The sequence below is a fragment of the Nocardiopsis algeriensis genome (assembly GCF_014203695.1).
Taxonomy (GTDB): Bacteria; Actinomycetota; Actinomycetes; order Streptosporangiales; family Streptosporangiaceae; genus Nocardiopsis; species Nocardiopsis algeriensis.
Genome location: NZ_JACHJO010000009.1, coordinates 169,468 through 192,601, shown reverse-complemented (window position 1 = coordinate 192,601; position 23,134 = coordinate 169,468). Strand labels below are relative to the sequence as shown.

Here is a 23,134-nt window from a genome sequence, read left to right as displayed (position 1 = left end):
TTTTCGGCCTTGACCGGATACCGTGCCTAGGGCGTGTTCCCCGGAACACGCCCCGGGGCGGCGGCCGCCGCCGACGGCAGACCGACCCGTGGGGAGGGGCGCTTGCCCGAGAGCACGTACCACCAGATCCACTTCGCCTGGGCGGAACCCACCCTCCTGGGCCGCACCGGCCCCGGACCCTCGGCCTCCTCCCTCCCCGAGCCCGAACAGCCCGCCCTGCGCTCCTGGCGCGACCGGTTGCTCCCCGCGCTCACCGCCGACTACCGGGCCCTGCTGCCCGGCGGCGACCCCGCCACCCGCCCCGAGACCCTCTGGTCGCGCGCCTACCCCGACGGACAGGCCGCCCTCGTCTACCGCTGGCCCGGCGAGGTCCGCTCCGCGCATGCCTGGGCGATCGTCGGCCCGGCCCGCGGCCTGACCCTGCCGCGCATCCTGGCCCTGCACGAGAACCCCCACACCCGCCCCGACCCGCGGCGCCCGCCCGCCCCCGGCTGGTCGGCCATGCCCGTTCTGAGCATGCCCGGCCCCTGGGAGCGGACGGCCGCACCCGGGGCGGTCCGCACCCGCGACCGCCGCGCCGCCGAGACCTCCGTCGAGGGCGAACCCATCCTGGTCGGCGCGGTCGCCTCGGCCCTGCACCGGCCCGACCTGCCCGTGCACCTCACCCTCGCCCCCGAGCGGGCCGACCTCTGGCAGGCCGTCCAGCTGCGCTTCCTGTGGGGGATGCACCGCGTCCTGCACGACGTGCTCACCCCGCCGGACGCGGTCCCCGCCGCGGGATGGAGCTGGTCCTTCTCCACCTACGAACCCGCCCTCGGCGGCGAGGACAGCCCCCACCTGGCCTTCGCACCGCCGACCTCGGGCCGGGTCAGCCCCTTCCGGACCCCGCCCGCCGCCGACCACCGCAAGGTCGCCGAACGGCTCGTGGAGATCCTGCGCGACGAGGGCGGTGACGCGCTCGCCGCCCACCTCGCCGAGCGCGGCGTTCCCGACGCCCCCACCTTCGCCGACCGGCGCGCCCTGCTGTCCGACTGGCTCGACCCCGCGCCGCGCCCCGCCCGTGACCTGCCGCCCGTCGGAGACATGTCGACCGCCGAGGACCTGCCGCCCGTCGAACCGCTCCCCGACGAGCACGAGACCCTGCCCGACTCCCTGGACGGTCCCCCCGAGACCCTCGAGGACCTCCCCGAGGCCGAGCCCCCCGGAGAGGAGGAGACCGGCCCCCGCCAACCCCCGGGGACGGACGTCCCGGTCGGCCGCATCGCGGTGGAACCCGCCGGTACCGGCCCCGGGGAGCAGGGCCCGGGCGGCGACCGGGAACAGGGGGAGCTTCCGCAGGAGGACGACGTCCTCTGGCCGGAGCAGCCCAGGCCCCTCCACGACGAGCCCGCCCCCGGCCCCGACACCGAGCACCCGGTGCTCGCGCCCCGCCCCGACGAGCCGGCCGAGGACCGGACCCGCAGGCCGCGCCTCGCCCCGGCCGAAGGCGAGGAGCACCCGCTTCCCGAGCCGGACCGCTCCGACGCCGAGCCCTCGGTGCCCGAGGAGCCCGCGGTGCCGGAGGCTGCTGTTCCGGAACCGGCCGTGCCGGAAGCCGCTGTACCCGCTCCGGTCGGGGAAGCGCCGGCGGGTGGAGGCGGAGACGCCGACACGGACGCCGAGCTGTGGCGCATCCGGGAGGAGCGCGACCGCTACCACGCCGAACTCCAGGGCCTGCGCCGCGAACTCGCCCGCCTGGACCGCCCCTGGCCCGACCTCGACGGCGAGGAGCCCGGAACGGAACCCGCCCCCCGCCGTTGGCCCAGCCGCCTCGCGGCCGCCCTCCTCGCCCTCGTCCTCCTCGGTGCCGGCCTGGAGATCGGCGCCCGCTCCGGCACGGGCGCCCTGGACCTCCTCGGCATGCTCGGCGACCGCTTCGTCCAGTCCCTCTGACCCCGGCCGGGCGGACGAGACCCCCTCCCGCGGCCACGAAAGCGGCCGACGGTGACCGCGGGAGGGGGTCTCGCGGACAGGCCTCACCAGGGCCCGCCAAGGGCGAAACCTGGTGAAGGCGGACGAACGCGGACGTTTGCGAGCATCACCTCATCGCCGCGGGAGAGGATCTGCTCATGACGTCACCGAGAATCCCCCGCCCCGCATGGGCGACGACCCTGCGCCGAGCACGCACGGAAGCAGGATGGGACGTGCACCGCCTGGCCGTGGAGATGGTGCGCGCCGCCGGAACCGAGGCCACGGCCACCACCGCGTCCCTGGCCCGGCGCATCCGCGAGTGGGAGTCCGGCCGGAGCACCATCCGCGAGCGCTACCGGCTCCTGCTGGCCCGCGTCCTCCCCGTCGACCCCAAGGCGCTCGCCGAACAGCCCATGGGCGGCACCGAGGCGGACCGGGTACGGTCCGTCACCAAGGGGCTGATCGCGCTCGACGAGCTGACCGGCGGCGCCGACCTGCTGCCGGCCGCGGTGCGCAACGCGCGCACGTCCCACCGGGCGGCACTGGCCACCCAGGACAAGGGGATGGCCTCGGCCGCCGCCGAGGCACTGCAGGTCGCGGGGTGGCTGGCGTTCGACGCCGAGGAACTCCCCCTGGCCAGGCGGCTGACCAACGACTCGGTTCTCGTCTCCCGCGCGGGCGGCGACCACTTCGCGAAACTGTTCGCCCTGTCCCAACTGGCCATGCTGGACGCCCACGAGCGCCGTCCCGACCAGGCGCGCCCCGTGTGCGAACACGTTCTGTCCCAAGACCTGTCTCCCCGGGTCCGAGGATTGTTCGAGCTGAGACTGGCCCGCGCACAAGGCCAGGAGGGGACGCCCGTCCGGGCCGTGGAGACCTTGAACCGGGCACGGGCGCGGTTGCGGGAAGGCGTCCAGGACCGGGACCCGGCGTGGACGTGGTGGATCACCGACGCGGAACTTTCCTGGCACGAGGCCATGATCCACGCCGACAACGGGGACTGGGCCAGGGCCGTGGACCTGTTCGAACTCGCGCTCGGAGGCCGTCCGCCCGGTTACCAGCGGGGCGCGCTCTACGACGCCGCACACCTGGTGCACGCCCAGAGCCGGGTACGGGCCTGGCCCGAGGCGGAGCGGGTGCTGCGGGCCAGGATCGTGCCCGCGGTGGGCCGGGTGCACTCGGGAAGGGCGCACGCGCTGCTGCTTCGGACGGGAGCCGAGGTGAGCGCCGGCTCGGGGCCTCGCACACTGCGGGAACTCCTCGCCCAGGCGACGGAGTAGGGGGGTGCCGGTGGAAGGGAGGGGAGGACGGGCGCGTGGCTGGTGTCAGGTCCCGCCGGTCCCACGGAACCTGTCGGTGATCTCCTCGCGCAGGCGCACGGCCCTGGGATCGGAGAAGCCCTCCAGGGCCTCCAATGCCTCACGCCGGTGCTGCTGGGCTGCCGACCTCCCGGACGAAATAGCCTTCCAGGACCTCGGCGCTCGCGTGGAGGGCCGCGATCTCGGACCGGCACCGGGCGGTGACGGCATGGTCGGTGAACCGGACAGCCCCTTCGATCACGCCTTGTGTTTGACCGCTTCCGGACATCCGATGGTACTGACTTCCACCCGGACCGGCCGCTAAGGTTCCTGCTCGGTTTCCATGCCCCTACCGAGGTGAGGAGAGCGGTGCCCACCGAACGGATCTGGCTCGACGTCCCGTACGCGGAGAAGGACCTGGCGAAGGCGGAAGGAGCGCGCTGGGACCCCGGTGCGCGCCGATGGTACGCGCCCCGGCCGGGCATCGCAGGACTGGAGCGCTGGGCGGCCCGCCCCGACATCCCCGACCTGCTGCCGGGGGAGGACCGCTCGCTGGGTTCGGGGCTGTTCGTCGACCTGGTCCCCGCCACCTGCTGGTTCACGAATGTGCGCTCGTGCGTGTCGCAGCAGGACTGGGAACGGCTGCGCCGCATGGTCGTCGACCGGGCGGGGCGGGTGTGCGAGATCTGCGGAGCGCCGGCCGACCGCGAAACGCAGCGCTGGTTGGAGGTCCACGAGAGGTGGACTTTCGACGAGAGGTCCAGGACGCAGACCCTGCGGCGCCTGATCTGTGTCTGCACGCCCTGCCACACCGTGACTCACTTCGGCTTCGCGCAGGTGAGGGGGATCGCTGATCAGGCGATGGACCATTTGATCGAGGTGACCGGTGCCTCCGCGCAGGCAGCCCAGCGCCATGTCGAGGAGGCGTTCGCATTGTGGGAACGCCGCTCGCAGGTGGCGTGGGAGCTGGACCTGAGCATGCTGACGGGGGCGGGGGTCACCGTCCAACCGCCGCCCGACGCGCTGCGCCGTGCCGAAGAGGCCCGAGCCGAGCTCCGCCGCCAGCGGTCCGCGTGGTGACGCCGTCGGCCGGGTCCGGGCTCGGGTAAGTGCCGGATACGGATGTGGGCGGGAAGACAGGCAGCGCTTGGAAGGACGTGTGTCTGCGGGTGTACACGCAGGGGTTCCCGGCTCTGGGAGGGCTGGGGACCCCTGCGTATGCGCCCCCTGCCGGTCGGGCCGGGAAGAGCGGTGACCCCGTCGAAGCCTGTTCTCGGGTCTGCCGTGGCGGGGGGACTGGGGTCAGCGGTCGGGCTCTATGCGGTGCAGCCGCACGTCGAGTCGACCGTCCTCGACCTCGGCCGTCATGTAGGTGTGGTGGGGCTGCCTGCGGCGGTCGGTGGGCGAGCCGGGGTTGAGCAGGCGCAGGCCGGTGTCGGCACGGGTGTCCCAAGGGATGTGCGAGTGCCCGAAGACGAGTACGTCCACGTCGGGGAAGCGCTTCGCGCACCGGTTCTCGCGCCCCTTGGCCGGCCCTGTCTCGTGGACGACCGCGAAGCGTACGCCGCCCAGGTCCGCGCGGGCCACCTCGGGTAGCCGCTCGCGCAGCTCGGGGCCGTCGTTGTTGCCGTACACGCCGATGATCCGCTCGGCCCGCTCCTGGAGGGAGAGCAGTGAGTCGAGGTCGCACCAGTCTCCCGAGTGGATGACGGCGTCCGCGCGGTCGACCTCCTCCCACACCTGGGCGGGAAGATCGCGGGCGCGTCGCGGCAGGTGGGTGTCGGAGATGATCAGCAGGCGCATGGCCCGCAGAGTACCCAGCGCTACTTCTGGTGATGCCTGTCTGAGACAGGTGTTCCCAGGGCGCGCCCTGGAGGAGTGCGGGCCGGCCTCAGAGCTCCTCGGACGGACCCCCCTCCCACGGCCACGATCGACCGCTTTCTTGACCGCGGGAGGGGGCCCCGTCGGGGAACACCCGCCTGAGTAGCACAGCGGATCCCGCCCGGTGGTGTGAGAGCTGAAGCGCACCCCACCGAAGGTCAATGCTCCGAGGGTGTTATGTCCGCTTTGGCGGCCGCCCCCGGTGGGCTGAGGCTGCCCGTTCGGGTCACAGGGGTGGAGGAGGGGTGGAGAAGGGCGGCTTGTCCACAGGCGCCGGACCGGCCGTGGCGCAAGGGGCGGGGCGTGCGGATAGTGGAGGGATGAGCTCCGCCCAGTACCCCGCTCTCCCGAGCCCCGGCCCGCAGTGTGCCTCCGCTCCGGATTCCATGGAGGCGGCCGTCGCGGTCGCGGCTGGCCAGTACGGGGTCCTCTCCTGGCCGCAGGCACGGGAGTGCGGGCTGAACAGGTACGACATCCGGCGGATGGTCCGGCGGGGAGAGTGGCTGCACCCCCACCACCAGGTCTACGTGGTGCGCCGCCTTATGCCCGGGACCGGCACCCCCGAGCGGCTGCGCTGCCTGGTCATGGCCGCTCAGCTCGCCCTGGGACCGAGGGCGTGCGCGGCCGGACCGACCGCGGCGAGACTGTGGGGTATACGGGGTTTGGACCGGTGGAACGGTCACGGGATCCACATGGTCGTCCCTGCCCTGAAGAGGCCACGAGAGCTGGCCGGGGTCGACCTGCACGGCTGGAACGTGCGTCCCGAGGAGGTCGCCGTGCTCGGCGACGGGTTGAGGGTCACCGATCCGGGACGGACTCTGCGCGACACCGTCCCGGGCCTGGACCGCGAGAGCGCCGTGTGCCTGATGGACTCGGCCCTCAATCAGGGGTTGCTCGGGCAGGAGGACATTCCAAGGCTCAACGACCGGATGCGGGGGCGGGCGGGGTGCGTGGACATGCGTCGGTGGTGGGGGCTGACCGACGGGCGGGCGCAGAGCCCGCTGGAGACACGTATCCGGCTGATCTGTCAGGACGGCGGGATGCCCCCGGACGAACTCCAGCGTCGCTTCACCGACCGGGAGGGTAGGACCGTGGCGGTGGTGGACTTCTGGTGGGAGGGGTCCCGGCTCATCGGGGAGGCGGACGGGCTCGGTCCGCACAGCACCCCGCGTGCCCTGGCCAGGGACCGGGAGCGGCAGAACGCCCTGCAGATGCTGTACCCGGACGTGCGCATCGTCCGGTTCACCTGGGCGGACCTGAAGCGGCCGGGGTACATCCTGGCACTGGTGGCGGGGGAAGGGCGTGGGGGAAGGGCGGCAACGCTCCCCCCACCCGGGGCCACTGGAGACGGGTAAAGGTGGCCCCGGGTGGGGGTGCGGGCAGGATGGGGGAGGGCGCTGGAGGGGCAGGGCCGGGAAGCGGCGTCTCACTTCCTGTCGGGTGAGGCCTGGGCGCCACCACCCAGGTCGCGGCGCACCGCCTCCACCAGGCGGATGGCGGCCGGGCCCCGTAGCGCGGAACGGGACAGCTCTTCGAACATCCGCACGTAGGGCGCGATGGCGACGTCCTCGGTCAGGCAGAGCTCGGCCCCGATCGTCTCCACCAGCACCCGGTCGTCGTCGAAGACCCAAAAACCGTGTGAGGGCACCACGTCCATGCTCACGCCCATGGGGATCACACCGATCTCCGCCCTTGCCCGGGCGATCTCCGTGACGACACGGGACAGCTGCTCGACCATGACAGTGTCCGGGCCCAAGCGGATCCGTAGCGCGGGCTCCCAGAGCAGGATGTGGAAGGTCTTGCCCGGTAGGTCGAGAATTCCTTGCCGTTCCATTCGGGCGCGTACCGCTTCGTTTCCGTCGTCAGGCGTGCGATGCCGGCGAACTCCCCGGCGGAACATGTACGTGGCGTAATCACGGGTCTGGAGGAGCCCGGGGACGCACGCCGCCTCGAAGATCCGGAAGTGCCGAGTGCGCGCGTCCAGGGGCGAGTACGAGCGCTGACGTGGTCCGTGGCCACCGGCAAGCTGCCGGCGCCAGCTCGCGTAGTGGGTCTCCAAGGAACGGAGCTGGGCCAGCAGCCCTTCCGCCGCCTGCGGGCGCCCGCAGACCCGTGCCCACGAACGCAGGTCCTCCACACTCGCGGTCTGCCTGCCGTGCTCCAATTTCGACACCTTGGAAGGCTGCCAGTCCAGGCGCGCCGCGAGTTCCCTGCCGGACAACCCGGCCTCGCCCCGGAGTTCGCGCAAGCGGACACCGAGCGAGACCCGAGCTGTCTGGTAGTCGGTCATCGTGCCCTTGTCGCCATGTACTCCGTGAACGTCAGAGCATGATGCCACGCGGCGTCGCGTGCCTGGAGGGCGGCCAGTACGTGCTCGGCCTCCTCGCTGAGGGTCGCCCCCAGGAACCGGTCCCCGTCGAACTCCAGGCGGGCCACCGTACGGCTGTCGAAGACCCAGAAGTCGTGGTCGGGGAGTTCGGCGACGATCGGGTGGTCGCGGGGCAGGTAGCGGATGTCCTCGCCCACACCGAGGTTGTAGGGAGTTCCCCACAGCTCCCAACGCAGGTAGTCCGAGGGCGGATCGTCGATGAGGCGTACCCGTTCCATCCGTTTTCCGGTGGCGAGCTCCTCGCGCACCATGCGCAGCCAAGGCTTGAACCACTCCAGGCCGGGGTCCTTGCCAGCCAACCAGTCCTGAAAGGGTTGGTCCTCGTTGAGCTTTCCGTAGTGGGAGCGGGTTTCGAGCCGCCAGGCCGTGTGGCGGTAGCGGCGGAAGAGGTCGGTGAAGTCCTCTCCGCTGAGGATCGGGGGCATCTCACTCCTTGGGGGCGAAGCGCGTCAGCAGGGTGCGGGGGACAACGACGAACTCTTCACCCGCAAGGACGTCGCTCAGCTGGGCCAACGCTTCGGGAACGGTCAGCCGGTCGCCCTGGACCACGATGTCACCGGTGTCGGTCTCGTACAGCGTCGGGCATCCGCCGTCCTGCGAGGTGGTTCCTATCTTGCGCAGCTTCATGGGCAGGTTTCCTCTTCCAGGGAGTCGAGAAGACCAGTCTTGCCGACCGCCACCGCACGTTTCCAGGCTTCGACAGGGCCTGCGGGAGCAATTCCGAGCAACTTCCCGGAGCGGGACACCGCTCCGGTTCTACGGTCGGCGGTGACCTGGTTCCGGCCTTCGCGGCCCGACCGAAAGGCGGTTTCCCCCGGTGCATCCTCCCGGCATCGAACCCCCGCGAATACTCGCCCCCTATGTCCGTATCGGGGTGCAGGACGGCACACTCTTCCTCGGATTCGGCTCCATTCGGCAGAGCATCCGGGACCGACAGCTGTGGCGCCCGCTGATCCACCTCGCCGATCACTTCCGCGAGCCCCGGACCCGGGCTGAGGCCTTGGACTTCCTGCTCGGTCCTTGCCGGGTGGAAGCCGCCCGCGCAGAGGCGGCGATGTCGACCCTGGAACGTGGGAACTGCTTGCTCTCCGTCTCCGCCTACGACCCGCAGGACCGCTACAGCAGGCACGCCCTGTTCTACGAGTTGTCCGGCGCGGACGCAGAGCGCGTGCAGCGACGGCTGGCCTCTGCCCACGTGCTCCTGCTGGGCTGCGGGGGGATCGGCAACCTGGTCGCGGTCACCCTGGCCACTGCGGGGGTCGGCGCGTTGACTCTGGTGGATGCCGATCATGTGGAGCTGAGCAACCTGACCCGCCAGTTCCTGTTCACCGAGGCCGACGCCGGTTCGCCCAAGAGCCAGGTCCTGGCTCGGGAACTGCGCCGCCGCAACCCCGGATGCCGTATCCGCTCCGTCGTCGGCGCGCCGGCCGACACCGAAGACCTGAGAGCCCTTCCGGAGGCGGACCTGCTGCTGGTCTCCGCCGACTCACCGGGACTGACCGGTCTGGTGAATGCTCACTGCGTCGACTCCGGCCGGGCGTGGTTGAACGCCTGCTATGTCAACGACATCGCGGTGTGGGGGCCGTTGGTGCTCCCCGGGATCACCGGATGCTGGGACTGCCGGCCGCTCACGGCAAGCGCCCCCGCCGACGAACCCGAGCTGGCGGTGCTCATCGGACGGATCAACGCCCGCTACCAGGCGCCGTCCAACGGCCCGGTCAACATGCTCGCCTCCTCCCTGGCCGCCCTGGACGTCCTGCGCCATCTGGGAGGGTTCGGAGTGCCGGCGTCCTTGAACCGGCGTATGGGCGTGTGGTCGCACGACATGTCGATCCAGGCACAGCCCGCCGACCGCGACCCGTACTGTTCCACCTGAGCCGACGTCCGTCCCGCGACACCACGACACCGAGGAGTCCTGTGAGTACCGAGTCCCAAGCCCCCGAGTGCATCTTCTGCCGGATCGCAGCCGGTGACGCGCCCGCCCATCGGATCTGGGAGGACGCCGACCACCTGGCGTTCCTGTCGATCTTCCCCAACACCGAAGGCTTCTCGGTCGTGATCCCCAAGGCCCACCGACCCAGCTACGTCGTGGAGATGGAGCCCGAGGAGTACACCGCGCTGCATCTGGCCGCCCGACAGGTGGCCCGTCTGCTGGACCGGGCGTTCGAGGACGTGGCCCGCACCGGGATCATGTACGAGGGCTACGGGGTCGACCACGCCCACGCCAAGCTCTTTCCCATGCACCACACCGCGGGTAACCAGGGCGAGAACTGGCGTGAGGTGTCCTCGCCCATCACCGGCTACTTCGACCGCTATCAGGGTTACCTGTCCTCCCACGACCACGTCCGCGCGGACGACGCCTGGCTCGCGCGCGTCGCCGAGCGAGTGCGGGCCGAAGCAGCGACCTGACGCGACGCGCGTCGGGGGAGCGACCACGCTGAAGGGGCGGGGTGGACCTGGTCCGCCCCGCCCCGAAGGCGTTGGTGGATGTCAGTTGTTGCCGTCGTCGTTCATGGCCGCCTCCTCACAACAGGGGTGGGGGTCGTGTGGAACAGGGCGGTCCGAGGTAGCGGGTGATTGCCCTACATCCATCAAAGCCCGCGTCCGGTGACCGACCAACGCCCTTGCTCGAAGTTGCTTGCGAAGCGGAGGAACGTTGAAGGGGGCGGAGGGCCCCTCCGGCAGGGGCCATGGGGAGCGGGTGAGAGTGGCCCGGGGAGAGAGTTGAAGAGCGGGGTGGGGTGGGTGCCTGGGGCACGGAGGTGACATGACGCGGGGTGGCCGGCAGGGGCGTCCCTGTCGGCCACCCCGGGGTGTCGGTGTCAGAGCCGGTCAGGGCTGGGGGAGGCGGGCGGTGGTGAGCGCGCTGGCGAGGAAGGCACCCCACTCGGCGGAGGGGAAGGGCAGGTGGCCGTGGTCTGGGTGCTTGGAGTCCCGGACGGCCGCACCACAGGGAAGATCGGCGATCTCGACGCAGTTGTTGTTGACACCGCTGTGGCTGCTCTTGCGGAACATGGTGGGGATGTGGGCTACTTCTACACAGTTCTGGCTTTGAGCACTGCTGTAGCTGCTCTTCTTGAAAAGAAGCTCGTCGTTCATGATTTGCTTTCCAGGGTTTTTAGGACTTCTGTGATGAGCCTGGCGGACTGTGACGCGCTCATCGCAGAGCCTTGGACGTCACCAAAAGTGACGATGTGCGACTCCACTTCGTCCGATTCTTCCAGAAAGAGACCGCCTGAGGCAGTGTCCACAAACACGATCGGCGCATCAAGAGGGTCCGGGAAGTCCAGGATGCTGAATGGGGCGACAAAAGCGGCATGCGCGCCTGCGGCGAAGGGCACTACCTGAAGGTCGATGTTGGGAAGTTTGGCCATGTGGAGCAGATGACGCAACTGCTCAGCCATGACCGGAGGGCTACCAATCACCCGGTGCAGCACTGCTTCATCAAGGATCACGCGCAGGCTTGCCGGCTTGAAGCGTGTCAGGATGTCGCGTCGCTCCATGCGGGCCTTGACGCGTCGCTCGACCTCCTCCGCGCTGGTGTAACGACCGCCTTGGATGACGGCCTGGGCGTAGTCGGGTGTTTGGAGAAGCCCTGGGACCACCAGCCCCTCGAAGGTGCGGATCGCGGATGCTTCTGCCTCGAAGTCCGGCAAGGACTGAGGGCCGAACACCTCCTTGTACTTCGACCACCAGCCACGGACCTTGGCATCTCTGGCCAGAGCGTGTAGTGCCTCGCGTTTCGCTGGATCCTTGATCTCATACAGGTCAAGCATTTTGTCGAGATCGTCCGGTTTGACCTTCTGTGTCTCCGCGTTCTCGATTTGGCTGAGCTTGCCAGCGGCCCAGCCGAGGCTCTTGATTGCTTGAGTCGTAGTGAGCTTTGCCCTGGCGCGGGCGCGCTTCAGCTCGGCGGATAGGCGCCGACGTCGGAGTGTTGGACTGTGAGGGCGTTGCATGGCTCCAGTGTAAACCAGGAAAGGAGAGATTCGCTTAGTTGCGTTGACTTTCCTGAATCTCGGTTTTAAAGTCGGAGCGTAGCCGGTGACCAGGGCCTCACGCAGAGTCCTTGCTGGTCAGGCTACGCCGTGCCCCTTCCCGCTGGGCGGGAAACGCGAAGGTCCTTCACCTGCGGGCACACCGAACCCCCGTTCAACTCCCATGTGCAAAGGAGCCTGTTCGTCATGCCCGCAACCGCATCCTTGGCAGCCCTGCCCGAGGTGACCGTCCCGCTCGGGGAGCTGGTTCCGCCCCGAGCCCGCCACTACTTCACCGGCCGGGCCGAGCGTGCCCCCTACCGCACCCGCCGCTACGACTTCGGCGGCTCCACCCAGTACATGCCGCTGGTGCGCGCCTTCCTGGACACCTGCGCCGCCGACCGCGACAGCGACTACCGCTATCTGTTCACCCTGCTCGGCTCCGAGCTCGCCAACAACGCCCTGAAGCACTCGCGCTCGGGGGAGCCCTTCGGGGTCTACACGCTCACCTGCCGGCGTCACCGCGACGGGTTGCGCCTGACCTGCCGTGACCAGGGCGCCAAGCAGGAAGGAGATGCGCTGCCTCTCGGTCGACGCTCGCCCTTGAGGGTCGACCCGGGCAGGTTGGGTCTGGACGCCGAGTCCGGGCGCGGTCTGGCGCTGGTCGACGCCCTGGCCACCTCCTGGGGCGACAACGGCATCCCCGACCACCGCCAGGTGTGGTTCTTCCTGGCCTACGACCTGACCGGCAGCCGCTGGAACGCCGACTTGGAGAACGTCGTCCACCTCGTGTCGTAGACGCGAAACGGGCCCAGGAGAGCGCTGCAACGCTCCTCCCGGGCCCTTCAATCCCGAAATCCGCACACTTCCACATGTTCAGAAAGCAGGATCGATGACGCATCCTATCCCCGCTCCCCGAACTGCACGCGGCCCGCTGCACTACCCTGTGCTGCCCCTGCGCATGCGCCCCCTGCCGGCCGGGCCGGTCTGCTCTCGCTGTGCGCACCCCTCCTGCCGCAGGATTCGCGCAGAGAAGCTGCCCATCCTGGGAGGTCACAAGGCCGAGTACCGCGACGAGCACGCCTTCGCCGCCGCTCTCCAGGCCCGCAACCGGCACCTGGTGATCTGGTACGGGGAGAAGACCGGGTCGTTCTGGGTGGCCTCCTCCACGGGATTGGCTGAGGTTCCTGACGCTCGGACCCTCGCCCAACTCCTGGCGTCCTGATCAAGTGTCCGCCCATGTCCGAACAGGGCGGACGGCATTCTGGTGGTGACCGTTTTCAGGACGAAGCGGTCACCATCGCATTTCCACAGGATGCTCGGCTGTACGGTCATACCGGGACTGCTCGACCGAGCTGCTCCGCTTCTAAGCGCGCAATGCGCAGACCACACGGAAAAGGACACGATGCAACGCGAACTCGCCGCTGAGCTAGGGACTCAGGAGACCTGCACCCTGGAGTTCAAGCGAGTGGTCAAGGACCTGAATGTCATCCGCAAGGCGGTCTGCGCGATGGCGAACGACCTTACCTGCAAGGGCAGCGGTGACATCGTCATCGGGGTCCGGGAGGACGGAACCGTCGAGCCCGCTCTCGACACCTCCGACAAGGCTCTTCTGAACCTCGCCAACCTTCGCGATGACGGCAAAATCCTGGACCGCCCTTCCTTCACGGTCGAGAGAGCCCGGTTCAACGGGGAACCCGTCATCCACATCCATGTCGAAGCCTCGCCGGCGCCGCCTGTACGGCTCGATGGTGTCGCCTGGGTGCGTCCTGGTCCGACGACCCGTAGGGCCACAGCGGATGACGAACGAGTCCTTGCCGAGCGCAGGCGTTGCAAGTCCCTGCCCTTCGACAGCCATCCCTGGCCCGGAAGTACCACCGCAGACCTGGATCTACGGCTTTTTCGTAACACTTACCTGCCCAATGCGGTCTCGGAGGAGGTCCTGGAGGAGAACCACCGACCAGAGGAGCAGCAGCTTGCCTCGCTGCGTCTTCTCGATCCTGATTCAGGGCAAGCGACCGTACTGGGCCTGCTCCTGATCGGATTGGACCCCTCAGCCTCACTGCCTGGTGCCTACACCCAGTTCGTCCGCTACGAAGGGGATCACATGGACAGTGTCGTAGTGGACGACCAGGAGCTGCGTGCCAATGTGGTCGGCACGGCGCAGCAGTTGAACGCGCTGCTACGCGGGCACATCCATACCCGGCTCATGGAAGTAGGCGGATTCCGGGAGGAAACACGCCCGGATTATCCGCTCGCCGCGCTCCGTGAGGCCATCATGAACGCGATCATGCACCGCAACTACGAGTCATCCAACGCGCCCATCCGCATTCTGTGGTTCGCCGACCGTGTGGAGATCAGCAACCCGGGCGGCCCCTATGGCGCCGTACGCCAAGACAACTACGACAGGATGAACGACTACCGCAACCCCTCCCTGGCTGGCGCCCTCAAGAACCTCGGTTACGTGAACCGGTTCGGCAGGGGCATCAGCAGGATCAGGGAGGCGCTGGCACGCAACGGGAATCCGCCACCCGAGTTCGAGGTCGAAGATTCACACTGGGCCGTCGTGCTAAGGAGAGGCTGATGACGTCCATCGCGCTGTTCAACAACAAGGGCGGTGTCGGTAAGACCACGCTGGTCTACCACCTGGCCCACATGTACCAGCGGCAGGGCAAGCGCATCCTGGTGGTCGATCTGGACCCCCAGTCCAACCTCACCTCGTCCTTCCTCGACGAGGAGGACCTGTCCTTCCTCTGGGACGAGTCCGAACCGACGTTTCCGGATCGTCAGGAGCCGCTCTTCTCCCGCTTCGACCTCGGCGGAGTGTGGACCATAGCTCAGGCGGTCGAACCGATCGTCAAGGGAACGGGCGATATTCGGGCCGTCGACCCCATCGAAACGGCGGATAACCTCTGGCTGATTCCGGGAGACTTGGAATTGAGCCGGTTCGAGGATGAGCTGTCCACCAACTGGGCCAAAGGCTTCAGCGGTGACGAAAAGGCATTGCGTACCACCTCGGCCTTCCACCGCATCATCCAGGATGTCCGCCGGCGCATAGACCCCGACATCACCCTGATCGATGTGGGGCCCAATCTGGGCGCGATCAACCGTGCGGCTCTGCTGTCCTCCGACACCGTCCTCATGCCCTTGGCCGCAGATCTCTTCTCCCTGCGCGGTCTGCGCAACCTGGGGCCCACCCTCCGGGAATGGCGCCAGAAGTGGCAGCAGGTGGTTCTTCCCTGGGCACCGAAGGAACTCGATCTTCCCGCTGGACACATGACTCCTCTCGGCTACGTCATCATGCAGCCGGGCATGCGTCTGGACAGACCGGTGCAGGCCTACCAACGTTGGCTGAACCGGATTCCGGTGGTCTATGACCGCTTCGTCTTGGACAGTCCCACTCGCTCAGGGAGCACCGAGCACGAGATCGCCACCATCCGCAACTACCGCAGCCTCATGCCGTTGGCTCACGATGCCCGCAAGCCCATGTTCGACCTCAAGGCCGCAGACGGCGCGCTCGGCAGTACCCAGGCCTTCGTTCAGGTCTGCTATCGGGATTTCAAGGATCTGGTCGATAAGGTCGACGCCCGTTTGGCTCAGGTCCCGCGGGAGGAACCGGCGAGTGGTCCGGCGCTTGAGAAATGAGGTCCTGAACAGCGCGGTTCGTGTTCTGTTGACGCACTCGCACTCTCGTTGAGAGGTGGAAGCCCTGACCATGGGAGACATGCCCACCGAACCTGAGAACGGCCCGGATGTCGGACGTGACCTCACCGGGTACGTGTTGGTCCCCGCGAGATGGGTCGAACACTACGAACAGCTCCTCGAAGAGCACGACGACGCCGAGGCAGCGCGGATCCTGGAAGCCGTCAAATCGGGCCGGGAACAGGTCTTCACACATGATGAGGTGTGGGGAGACGAGAATTGAGCCGTAGGTACGAGCTTAAGTACGACGCGAGAAATCCTCGGCGAGGTGGACGCGGTGCAGTTCGCGCTGAACAAGGCGGGGGTGCGCGGGCGTCCCTGAGCAAGGAGGGGTCGCCCAGCGGGTTCGAGCAGGCGGTGCACGTGGGCACGCTGCACAGGTTCAAGGGGTTGGAGTACCAGCACATGGCCATCGCAGCGGTGAGCGAAGGTCTGGTGCCCCGCGCCGAGCTGGAGGGCCTGCGCGAGGGCGACCCCGACCGGTACCGGCACGAGCTGCAGAAGGCCAGGTCCACGCTGTTCGTGGCGGCGACTCGGGCCCGGGACTCCTTGGTGGTGTCCTGGCATGGGGATCCGAGCCCGCTGCTGCCCTCCAAGGCCGTGGCGGACTCGGCCGAGGGCGCCGACCAGGACACGAAGGAGACCGAGGTGGAGGATGGCGGCTTCGAGGACGGTGGTTTGTTCAAGCCCCCGGGTGCGCTGATCTAGGGGCAGGAGACGAACCTGGCACGGCCCCGATCTCCGTCCGAAGACGGGGCCGCGCCGTCCGATTCCGGGAAGCGGCCGGTCTGTGGAATCCTGGTGCGGACATGAGCCAGGACATGCAGACCGACCCCGCCACCTACCTGCTGGTCCTCAGCGAACGCCAGGCCGTTGCCTGGGTCCTGGGGAAGGAGCGCATGGCCTTCCCGGCCCGGCGGCGCGCCGAAGTGGACCGGCTCGCGGTGGGGGACCGGCTGCTCCTGCTCACCACCCGGGGATGCTGGCAGAACCCGACCCGGGGACCGGACCCGGATCATCGGCACGGCCGAGGTGACCTCACCCGTGCGCATGCTGGACGACCCGGTGACCATCGCCGGGCGCACCTTCACCCAGGGCTGCGACCTGAGAGTGGAGCAGGTAACGCCCTACCGCACCGGGGTGGAGATGGCGCCGCTCGTGCCGGAGCTGGAAATCTTCCCCGACACTCGGCCGGGAGCCTGGGCGATGCGCATTCGCCGGCCCCTGGTGAGGTTGGGCAGTGCCGACACCGACCTGCTCACCCATCGGCTGGAAGCGGTGGCCGGTGATCCGGCCGAACTGGTACCGGAGTACGTGGAGAAGATCCGCAAGGCCACCGCCCGCCGGAGCTGAGCGCGTAGAGATCACGGCCCCCCAAGGGCACGGCGACCGAAAGCGCTCCCGGACAGCCGGACAGCCGTGGCGCGGCCGCCCGGACTCACTGCGCTTTGAAGACCTCGTCCATGTGCCACTCCAGGGCGTCCGGTGACGGGCGGTCCCCCTTCTCCTTGGGAACGCGCACCTCTCGGCCGTCCAGCGCGCGATACTCCTCGGTGTCGGGGAAATCCATCCGCAGACGGGGGCTGACCCGGACCCTCAGCTGCGGGGACACCGACAGGTACCCCAGGTCGAAGAGTCTGTGCACGTCAGACCGGAGAAGCAGACCGTTGTCGAGGCGGTGCAGGCCGCCCGAGGACACCGGGTGGATGTGCGCGGCCTCCAGCACCGGGCGGACGCCCCGGTGGGTGATGGCGCACCGGCCGTCGTAGGCGTGCAGGAGAGCCAGTTTGAACGCATCCTGCCCCAACCGGCGGCGGGTGGGGACGGCCTCGGCGAACATCGGCCCCCGGTGTTCCCAGGTCGCCACCACGGCGTTCTCCTCCTCGGCGAGGATCTCCGCGGGCGGGCGGTGCAGGACACGTTCGACGATGGGCGCGAAGTAGTCGGCGAGCTCGTGCTCGACGATGTTTTCGTAGCGTTTGCCCTGGACAGCGCTGTAGGGCCAGTTCGGGGGCGGAGGAAAGGTCTCCTCCTCGGGGAAGAAGACCGGGTCGCGCAGCATGATGCAACCGATGAGCGGGTCCTCCCCCGGAGAGATGAGGGGCATCTTGTTCTTGGCGCGGTACCCGTTGATCGCCTCGCGCAGGTCCTCCGGGTCCTCCCTGCCGTTCCCCTCGCCGAGGTTCTCCCAGGCCTCGGACAGGGGGACGAGCGCGAAACCGCTGAAGACGGCGCCGCCCACGACCCGGTCGTGCGGCTTGTGGGTCTTGAACAGGAAGGGCTCTCCGGCCGAGAGCGCGGAGAAGGCCTTTCCCGAAGGGCGCCAGAAGTTGACCTCGTTCACGTGGGGGCGCTGAGCGAGAAAGTCGGCCCAGGCCTTGTCAGTGACGCCGACAAATGCCTTCATGTCCGACATTATGGGTTACGTGTTTGATCGGGATCGCCAAGATCGCGGGCATGTCAAGCCCCTGGACACGAAGGACCTGGCAGGGGAGGTGCACCCGCACGTGTCCACATCCGGCCAAGGGGCCGTCGGCTGCTCGCCGCCGCTTCGCGCTGAGCGAGCGGGAGACACCTGAAGCCCTAATTCCTGAAGGCGGACCACCAGGCCGATTCGCCTGAACGCCGGGCCGGACCTGTACGCCTGGAAGGCAGCCATGGAGCGGGTTGTTCCACCCGAGGTGTCCGTGCGCGCGCTGGACGGGCTCAAGCTCTATGAACCTCACCCATCCCGGTACCTACGACCAAAGGACCCCCTATGGCGGTAGACACCTTCAACAGCACCAAGGAATTCCTCACCGAGTTGCTGCGCAGAGTCCATGACGGGCGCATCCAACTCCCTGACTTCCAACGGGGATGGGTGTGGTCGAAGGACGGCATCGCCAGCCTGCTCGCCTCAATCTCTCAGGGTTATCCGGTGGGCACCCTCATGTTTCTGGGAACCGGTGGAGAGACCCAGTTCAGGGAACGCACGATCGAGGGAGTGGGTGAGGCGAGGAAGAACGCGGAGACGCTCATCCTCGACGGGCAGCAGCGTATGACTTCGCTGTACCAGGCGATCTGCCTGGACGCACCGGTGCGCACCCATGACGAGCGGGGCCGGAAGGTGTCCGGATGGTTCTACCTGGACATCGAGGCTGCGGTGCATCCCGATATGGACCGTGAACAGGCGATCAGGTTCCTGCCCGAGAACCGGATCGTCCGCAACCTCCGCAGGGAAGTGGAGCTGGACTGCTCCACGCCGGAGAAGGAGTACGAGGCCGGTTTTTTCCCGCTCGCACAGGTCATGGACTCCAGGGACTGGGCGGACGGCTTCCGTGAGCACCACGACTACGCCCGGCCGAAGCTCGAGCTGTGGAAGCGCTTCGACAAGGAGGTCCTGGACCGCTTCGAGAAGTACCAGTTCCCCATCATCGAACTGGACAAGGCCACCCCGCGCGAGGCTGTGTGCCAGGTCTTTGAGAAGGTCAACACCGGAGGCGAGCCGCTCACCGTCTTCGAACTGCTCACCGCCACCTTCGCCGCGGACGAGTTCGAACTGCGTCAGGACTGGGCCGAGCGTCAGAAGGCATGGCATGGCAATTCCCTGTACCGCGTGCTGTGGGAGGTGCGCGACACCGACTTCCTGCAGATCGTCACTCTGTTGGCGACCCAGGCCCGGTATCACCGATGGCTCGCGCAGGGGGGTGAGGCCGACAGGGCTCCCCGGATCGGCTGTCGGCGCGCCGAGATGCTCCGGCTTTCGTTGGAGGACTATCTGGAGTGGGCCGACAAGGCGGTCGAAGCGCTGCTGACCACGGCCAAGTTCCTGTACGGGCAATGCGTGTACGACACGAGATTCCTGCCCTACGGCACCCAGATCATCCCCTTGGCAGCCATCTTCGCGACTCTCGGAGAGGAAGCGGAGAGCCACGTCGCACGCACAGCGATCTCACGGTGGTTCTGGTGCGGCATTCTCGGCGAGATGTACGGCGGCAGCACCGAGTCGCGCTTCGCCAGGGACCTGCCCGATGTCGTCGCTTGGGCCCGGGGAGGGCATACACAGCCGCGCACTGTGGAGGAGGCCCAGTTCTCCGCCGGACGCCTGGACACCCTGCGCACTCGCAACAGCGCCGCGTACAAGGGCATCTATGCCCTTCTGCTTCGACGCGACGTCACCGACCTGCGGACCGGGGAGAATATCAAGGAGAACACCTACTTCGACCACGCCGTCGACATCCACCACATCTTCCCCCAGAAGTGGTGCGAGCAGCAGGGGATCGCCAAAGCGAGGTACGACAGCATCGTCAACAAGACGCCCCTGTCGGCCAAGACCAACCGAAGTATCGGTGGACAGGCCCCCAGCGTCTACCTGGAGAAGTTGGAATCAGTCACCAAGGTCGCCGGCACCGAGATGGACACCTACCTGGAGCGGCACCTGATCGATCCCGCATACCTGCGCGCGGACGACTTCGAGGCGTTCTACGAGGCCAGGGCTGCGCTCCTGCTCGACCTGGTGTCGGAGGCGATGGGTAAACCGGTCACACCCGCCGAGGAGTGAACAAGGACGGGTCCGGCCCTGTGCCCCGCCATGGTCTCAGACGATGCTTTCTGCCTCGCCGCAGAGGCTCATCCGGTTGCACATGGCCTCGGAACCCCACCCCAGGGCCACAAAAGCGGGCGAGAGTGTCCCCACGGTAGGGGTTCGCCGGGGCAACGGCCCAGAGCTCCCCACCCCAAGGACACTTCCCCCGCTTTCCCGTCCCCGGGGCGGGAGCCCGCCCTGCCTCCTCCCTCACCTGCGCGGGACCAGGCCGAACACCTCGTATGGTGGGTGGTGGTTTCAGGGCGCCGCCGTCTGCGCGGTGACCAGGGCGAGGAGCCGGGGCGGAACCCGCCCCGGTGGGAAAGACGGGTACATGCAGTTCTTCTCCGATCCGGTTCTCGAGACGATGGCCACCCGGCGTTCGCTGTCGAAGGTCGGACCGGAGACCCCCGGCGACGAGGAACTGGCGCGCCTGCTGCCGGCGGTCTCCGCGGTGGCCGACCACAAGGTGCTGCGCCCATGGCGGCTCATCACCCTGCGCGGCGACGACCGCGCCCGCCTCGGCGAGGCGCTCGACGCGGCGGCCGGTGTCGTGCGCGAGCCCGGTGAGTTCAACACCAAGCCCTTCCGCGCCGAGCTCCTCATCGCGGTCGTTGCCAGCCCGAAACCGCACCCGAAAGTGCCCGAGTGGGAGCAGCACGCCACCGCCGCCGGTGTCGGACACCTGCTGGAGCTGGCGCTGTGGCGGTGCGGCTGGGGCGTGATGTGGCGCACCGGGCTGCACGCCAACGCCCCCGAGGTGCGGGCCGTGCACGGCCTGGCCGACACTGAGCACCTGATGGGCTGGCTGTACGTCGGCAGCATCGACGAGCGTCTGCGCGCCCGCCTCGACAGGTCCAGGCGCCCGGCCCTGGACCCGCAGCAGTTCATCAGCCGCATGCCCGCGTGACAGTCCTTCCGGCGCGTCCCCGCGCCGGGTTCCCCGGAGCAGTGGCACACGCTACACTCGGGGCCATGCGAAACTCCTCCACCCCGGTTCAGTGGTGGCGCCGCCCCTAGGCGGTGCTCCGATTTCGCATACCCGTGCAGCGACCGCCCCGGACCGGCGGTCGTTTCTCGTTTCCACGGCCCCGGCCGGCGTAGCCCATACCGAACGCCAGCGCCAAAGGACCGGCCGTGAACTCCAGCGACGTACACACCACCACCTACCGCACCCAGGGCGGCGTCACCGTCCACCGCACCACCACCCCCTGCGACCCCGAGGTCCTCGACGACCTCGTCGCGTCGGTCGAGTACCACCGGGGCGGGGTCCTCTCCTCCGGCATGGAGTATCCGGGCCGCTACGACCGCTGGCACCTGGGCTACGTCGACCCCTGCCTGGAGATCACCACGCGCGGGCGCCGCGTCACCGCCACCGCGCTCAACGACCGGGGCCGGGTCCTGCTTCCCGTCCTGGCCGAGGCCCTGTGCTCGGCCGGCGTGCCCGACGCGGGCGGCGACCCGGCCGGCATCGAGGGCGGCGCGGTCACCGTCACCGTCCCCGAACCCGACCCGGGGGAGTTCTTCTCGGAGGAGGAGCGCAGCCGCCGCCCCAGCGTCTTCACCGCCCTGCGCGCCGTCATGGCGGCCCTGCACAGCCCTGAGGACACCGACCTGGGCCTGTACGGCGCCTTCGGCTACGACCTGGCCTTCCAGTTCGAACCCATCGAGCAGCACATCGAGCGCGACCCCGAGGATCGCGACCTGGTCCTGCACCTGCCCGACGCGATCATCGTGCGCGACCGCAAGCGCGAGACGTGCGTGCGCCACACCTACGACTTCACCGTCCCGGCCGCGGGCGCCCGCGCCGAGGCCACCACCCGCGGGCTGGAGCGCCGGACCGAGCCGACCCCGCCCGTGGTCGCCGGCGAGGTGCCCGAGGGACCCGAGCCCGGCTCCTACGCCCGGATCGTGGCCGAGGCCAAGGAGAAGTTCCGCCGCGGCGACCTGTTCGAGGTCGTGCCGGGGCACCGCCTCTTCGCCCGCTGCTCCTCGCCGGCCCGCTTCTACGAGCGCCTGCGCGAGCGCAACCCCGCCCCCTACGAGTTCTTCTTCAACCTCGGCGAGGGCGAGTACCTGGTCGGCGCCTCCCCGGAGATGTTCGTCCGGGTCAGCGGGGAGCCGGGCGCCGGGCAGCGGGTGGAGACCTGCCCCATCTCGGGCACCATCCGCCGGGGCGGCGACGCCCTGGAGGACGCCGAGAACATCGAGGAGCTCCTGGCCTCCCCCAAGGAGAAGTCCGAGCTCACCATGTGCACCGACGTGGACCGCAACGACAAGTCCCGGGTGTGCGAGCCGGGCAGTGTCCGCGTGATCGGCCGCCGCCAGATCGAGATGTACTCCCGCCTCATCCACACCGTCGACCACATCGAAGGTGTCCTGCGTCCCGAGTTCGACGCCCTCGACGCCTTCCTCACCCACATGTGGGCGGTCACCGTCACCGGGGCGCCCAAGACCTGGGCGATGCGGTTCATCGAGCAGAACGAGGCCAGCCCCAGGCGCTGGTACGGCGGTGCGGTCGGCGTCCTGAACTTCGACGGCTCCATGAACACCGGCCTGACCCTGCGCACCGCGCACATCCGCGACGGTGTGGCCGCCGTGCGCGTGGGCGCCACCCTGCTCTACGACTCCGACCCCGAGGCGGAGGAGCGGGAGACCTTCCTCAAGGCGCGGGCCCTGGTGGAGACCCTCGCCCAAGGCGAGGAGGAGAGTGCGGCCGGGCACGGCGCAGCGGAGCGGCAGGAGGCCGCCGCGGCCCCGGCCGACCTGCCCGGCGAGGGGATGAAGGTGCTGCTCGTCGACCACGAGGACTCCTTCGTCAACACCCTCGCCGACTACGTCCGCCGCCACGGGGCCGAGGTCACCACCGTCCGCTACGGGTTCGACCCGTCCCTGCTGGACCGGCTGGCTCCCGATCTGGTGGTGCTCTCGCCCGGACCGGGCCTGCCCTCCGACTTCGGGATGTCGGCGCTGCTCGACGAGCTGGCCTCCCGCCGCCTGCCGGTCTTCGGCGTCTGCCTGGGCCTCCAGGGCATGGTGGAGCACGCCGGCGGAGAGCTGCGCACCCTCGGCGAGCCCGTCCACGGCAAGCCCGGACAGGTGAGGGTCTCCGGCGGGGAGCTGCTCGCCGGCCTGGGGGAGGGGGGCACCTTCCAGGCCGCCCGCTACCACTCCACCTACTCGCTGCCCGAACTGGTGAAGGGTTACGACGTGACCGCGGTGCTGGAGGGGGAGGAGCCGGTGGTCATGGCCGTCGAGAACTCCGCCGCGCGCTGGTACGCGGTCCAGTTCCATCCCGAGTCGATTCTCACCGCGGCCGTGGGCGAGGGCATCGTGTCCCGCGTGCTGCGCCTGGCGCGGGGCTGAGACCAGG

At 68.9% G+C, this 23,134-nt stretch carries 24 protein-coding genes; 16 read left to right on the top strand and 8 right to left on the bottom strand.

Translation table 11 applies throughout. The features are described 5' to 3' along the window. The first annotated feature begins 102 nt into the window (after window positions 1–102). Together FHS13_RS15910 and FHS13_RS15905 are read left to right on the top strand one after the other, a co-directional pair. On the top strand, window positions 103–1,932 hold the full coding sequence (locus tag FHS13_RS15910; RefSeq protein WP_184292698.1) for a hypothetical protein: 1,830 nt from the start codon (window positions 103–105) through the stop codon (window positions 1,930–1,932). Between the two features lie 176 nt (window positions 1,933–2,108). After that, a complete protein-coding gene (locus FHS13_RS15905) occupies window positions 2,109–3,230 on the top strand; it encodes an NsdA family TPR-like regulatory protein (RefSeq protein ID WP_184292697.1) in 1,122 nt (373 codons plus the stop codon). Between the two features lie 139 nt (window positions 3,231–3,369). Here FHS13_RS15905 and FHS13_RS15900 read toward each other — a convergent pair whose 3' ends face one another. Next, complete coding sequence (locus FHS13_RS15900) at window positions 3,370–3,510, bottom strand: hypothetical protein (protein ID WP_184292696.1); 141 nt, start codon at window positions 3,508–3,510, stop codon at window positions 3,370–3,372. A gap of 107 nt (window positions 3,511–3,617) precedes the next feature. Between FHS13_RS15900 and FHS13_RS15895 the strand changes: the two genes are divergently transcribed. Then, a complete protein-coding gene (locus FHS13_RS15895; RefSeq protein WP_184292695.1) occupies window positions 3,618–4,328 on the top strand; it encodes a DUF5710 domain-containing protein in 711 nt (236 codons plus the stop codon). Window positions 4,329–4,550: 222 nt separating this feature from the next. Here FHS13_RS15895 and FHS13_RS15890 read toward each other — a convergent pair whose 3' ends face one another. Continuing rightward, window positions 4,551–5,051, bottom strand: a complete 501-nt coding sequence (locus FHS13_RS15890) for a metallophosphoesterase family protein (protein WP_184292694.1) — start codon at window positions 5,049–5,051, stop codon at window positions 4,551–4,553. Window positions 5,052–5,449: 398 nt separating this feature from the next. Here FHS13_RS15890 and FHS13_RS15885 point away from each other — a divergent pair, with 398 nt between their 5' ends. Further along, window positions 5,450–6,484, top strand: a complete 1,035-nt coding sequence (locus FHS13_RS15885) for a type IV toxin-antitoxin system AbiEi family antitoxin domain-containing protein (RefSeq protein WP_246405335.1) — start codon at window positions 5,450–5,452, stop codon at window positions 6,482–6,484. 71 nt (window positions 6,485–6,555) lie between these two features. Here the strand turns inward: FHS13_RS15885 and FHS13_RS15880 are convergent, their stop codons facing one another. The 3 genes from FHS13_RS15880 to FHS13_RS15870 are packed head-to-tail and all read right to left on the bottom strand — an operon-like array spanning window position 6,556 to window position 8,145. Then, entirely contained in the window at window positions 6,556–7,419 is an 864-nt protein-coding gene (locus FHS13_RS15880) for a helix-turn-helix domain-containing protein (protein ID WP_184292693.1), read from the bottom strand. Beyond that, on the bottom strand, window positions 7,416–7,943 hold the full coding sequence (locus FHS13_RS15875; RefSeq protein WP_184292692.1) for a DUF6879 family protein: 528 nt from the start codon (window positions 7,941–7,943) through the stop codon (window positions 7,416–7,418). Before FHS13_RS15875 ends, FHS13_RS15880 begins: the two co-directional genes overlap by 4 nt. Window position 7,944: 1 nt before the next feature. Then, the gene (locus FHS13_RS15870) at window positions 7,945–8,145 is read right to left on the bottom strand and encodes a hypothetical protein (RefSeq protein ID WP_184292691.1); all 201 of its coding nucleotides are present in this window, start codon (window positions 8,143–8,145) and stop codon (window positions 7,945–7,947) included. 454 nt (window positions 8,146–8,599) lie between these two features. Here FHS13_RS15870 and FHS13_RS15865 point away from each other — a divergent pair, with 454 nt between their 5' ends. Both FHS13_RS15865 and FHS13_RS15860 read left to right on the top strand, forming a co-directional pair. Then, window positions 8,600–9,394, top strand: a complete 795-nt coding sequence (locus FHS13_RS15865) for a HesA/MoeB/ThiF family protein (RefSeq protein ID WP_246405334.1) — start codon at window positions 8,600–8,602, stop codon at window positions 9,392–9,394. Window positions 9,395–9,435: 41 nt separating this feature from the next. Further along, entirely contained in the window at window positions 9,436–9,927 is a 492-nt protein-coding gene (locus tag FHS13_RS15860; RefSeq protein WP_184292689.1) for an HIT domain-containing protein, read from the top strand. Between the two features lie 423 nt (window positions 9,928–10,350). Here the strand turns inward: FHS13_RS15860 and FHS13_RS15855 are convergent, their stop codons facing one another. Both FHS13_RS15855 and FHS13_RS15850 read right to left on the bottom strand, forming a co-directional pair. Next, a complete protein-coding gene (locus FHS13_RS15855) occupies window positions 10,351–10,617 on the bottom strand; it encodes a DUF397 domain-containing protein (protein ID WP_184292688.1) in 267 nt (88 codons plus the stop codon). After that, complete coding sequence (locus FHS13_RS15850; protein ID WP_184292687.1) at window positions 10,614–11,477, bottom strand: helix-turn-helix domain-containing protein; 864 nt, start codon at window positions 11,475–11,477, stop codon at window positions 10,614–10,616. Before FHS13_RS15850 ends, FHS13_RS15855 begins: the two co-directional genes overlap by 4 nt. 225 nt (window positions 11,478–11,702) lie before the next feature. On the opposite strand from FHS13_RS15850, the gene FHS13_RS15845 reads away from it, so the two are divergent. The 7 genes from FHS13_RS15845 (at window position 11,703) to FHS13_RS21545 (ending at window position 16,550) form a co-directional block, all read left to right on the top strand. After that, window positions 11,703–12,293 (top strand): ATP-binding protein, encoded by a 591-nt coding sequence (locus tag FHS13_RS15845; protein ID WP_184292686.1) that lies wholly within the window; start codon window positions 11,703–11,705, stop codon window positions 12,291–12,293. A gap of 94 nt (window positions 12,294–12,387) precedes the next feature. After that, complete coding sequence (locus tag FHS13_RS15840) at window positions 12,388–12,720, top strand: hypothetical protein (RefSeq protein ID WP_184292685.1); 333 nt, start codon at window positions 12,388–12,390, stop codon at window positions 12,718–12,720. A gap of 180 nt (window positions 12,721–12,900) precedes the next feature. After that, window positions 12,901–14,079: an ATP-binding protein gene (locus tag FHS13_RS15835; protein ID WP_184292684.1), complete on the top strand. Its 1,179-nt coding sequence runs from the start codon at window positions 12,901–12,903 to the stop codon at window positions 14,077–14,079. Then, window positions 14,079–15,140 (top strand): ParA family protein, encoded by a 1,062-nt coding sequence (locus FHS13_RS15830; protein WP_184292683.1) that lies wholly within the window; start codon window positions 14,079–14,081, stop codon window positions 15,138–15,140. The genes FHS13_RS15835 and FHS13_RS15830 overlap by 1 nt, the downstream gene beginning before the upstream one ends. Window positions 15,141–15,219: 79 nt before the next feature. After that, the gene (locus tag FHS13_RS15825) at window positions 15,220–15,420 is read left to right on the top strand and encodes a hypothetical protein (protein WP_246405333.1); all 201 of its coding nucleotides are present in this window, start codon (window positions 15,220–15,222) and stop codon (window positions 15,418–15,420) included. A gap of 140 nt (window positions 15,421–15,560) precedes the next feature. Continuing rightward, entirely contained in the window at window positions 15,561–15,905 is a 345-nt protein-coding gene (locus FHS13_RS15820) for a 3'-5' exonuclease (protein ID WP_343065051.1), read from the top strand. A 324-nt stretch (window positions 15,906–16,229) separates the two neighbouring features. Further along, window positions 16,230–16,550, top strand: coding sequence for a hypothetical protein (locus FHS13_RS21545; RefSeq protein ID WP_246405332.1), 321 nt, complete (start codon window positions 16,230–16,232; stop codon window positions 16,548–16,550). Between the two features lie 85 nt (window positions 16,551–16,635). Here FHS13_RS21545 and FHS13_RS15810 read toward each other — a convergent pair whose 3' ends face one another. After that, on the bottom strand, window positions 16,636–17,604 hold the full coding sequence (locus tag FHS13_RS15810; protein ID WP_246405331.1) for an HNH endonuclease: 969 nt from the start codon (window positions 17,602–17,604) through the stop codon (window positions 16,636–16,638). Window positions 17,605–17,955: 351 nt separating this feature from the next. Between FHS13_RS15810 and FHS13_RS15805 the strand changes: the two genes are divergently transcribed. From FHS13_RS15805 to FHS13_RS15795, 3 genes are all read left to right on the top strand, one after another. Further along, window positions 17,956–19,737 carry a GmrSD restriction endonuclease domain-containing protein gene (locus FHS13_RS15805; RefSeq protein ID WP_184292681.1) on the top strand — a complete coding sequence of 594 codons (1,782 nt, stop codon included), beginning with the start codon at window positions 17,956–17,958 and terminating at the stop codon, window positions 19,735–19,737. A 358-nt stretch (window positions 19,738–20,095) separates the two neighbouring features. Then, complete coding sequence (locus FHS13_RS15800) at window positions 20,096–20,671, top strand: nitroreductase family protein (protein WP_184292680.1); 576 nt, start codon at window positions 20,096–20,098, stop codon at window positions 20,669–20,671. 227 nt (window positions 20,672–20,898) lie between these two features. Beyond that, a complete protein-coding gene (locus FHS13_RS15795) occupies window positions 20,899–23,127 on the top strand; it encodes an anthranilate synthase component I (protein ID WP_184292679.1) in 2,229 nt (742 codons plus the stop codon). The last annotated feature ends 7 nt before the right edge of the window (window positions 23,128–23,134 follow it).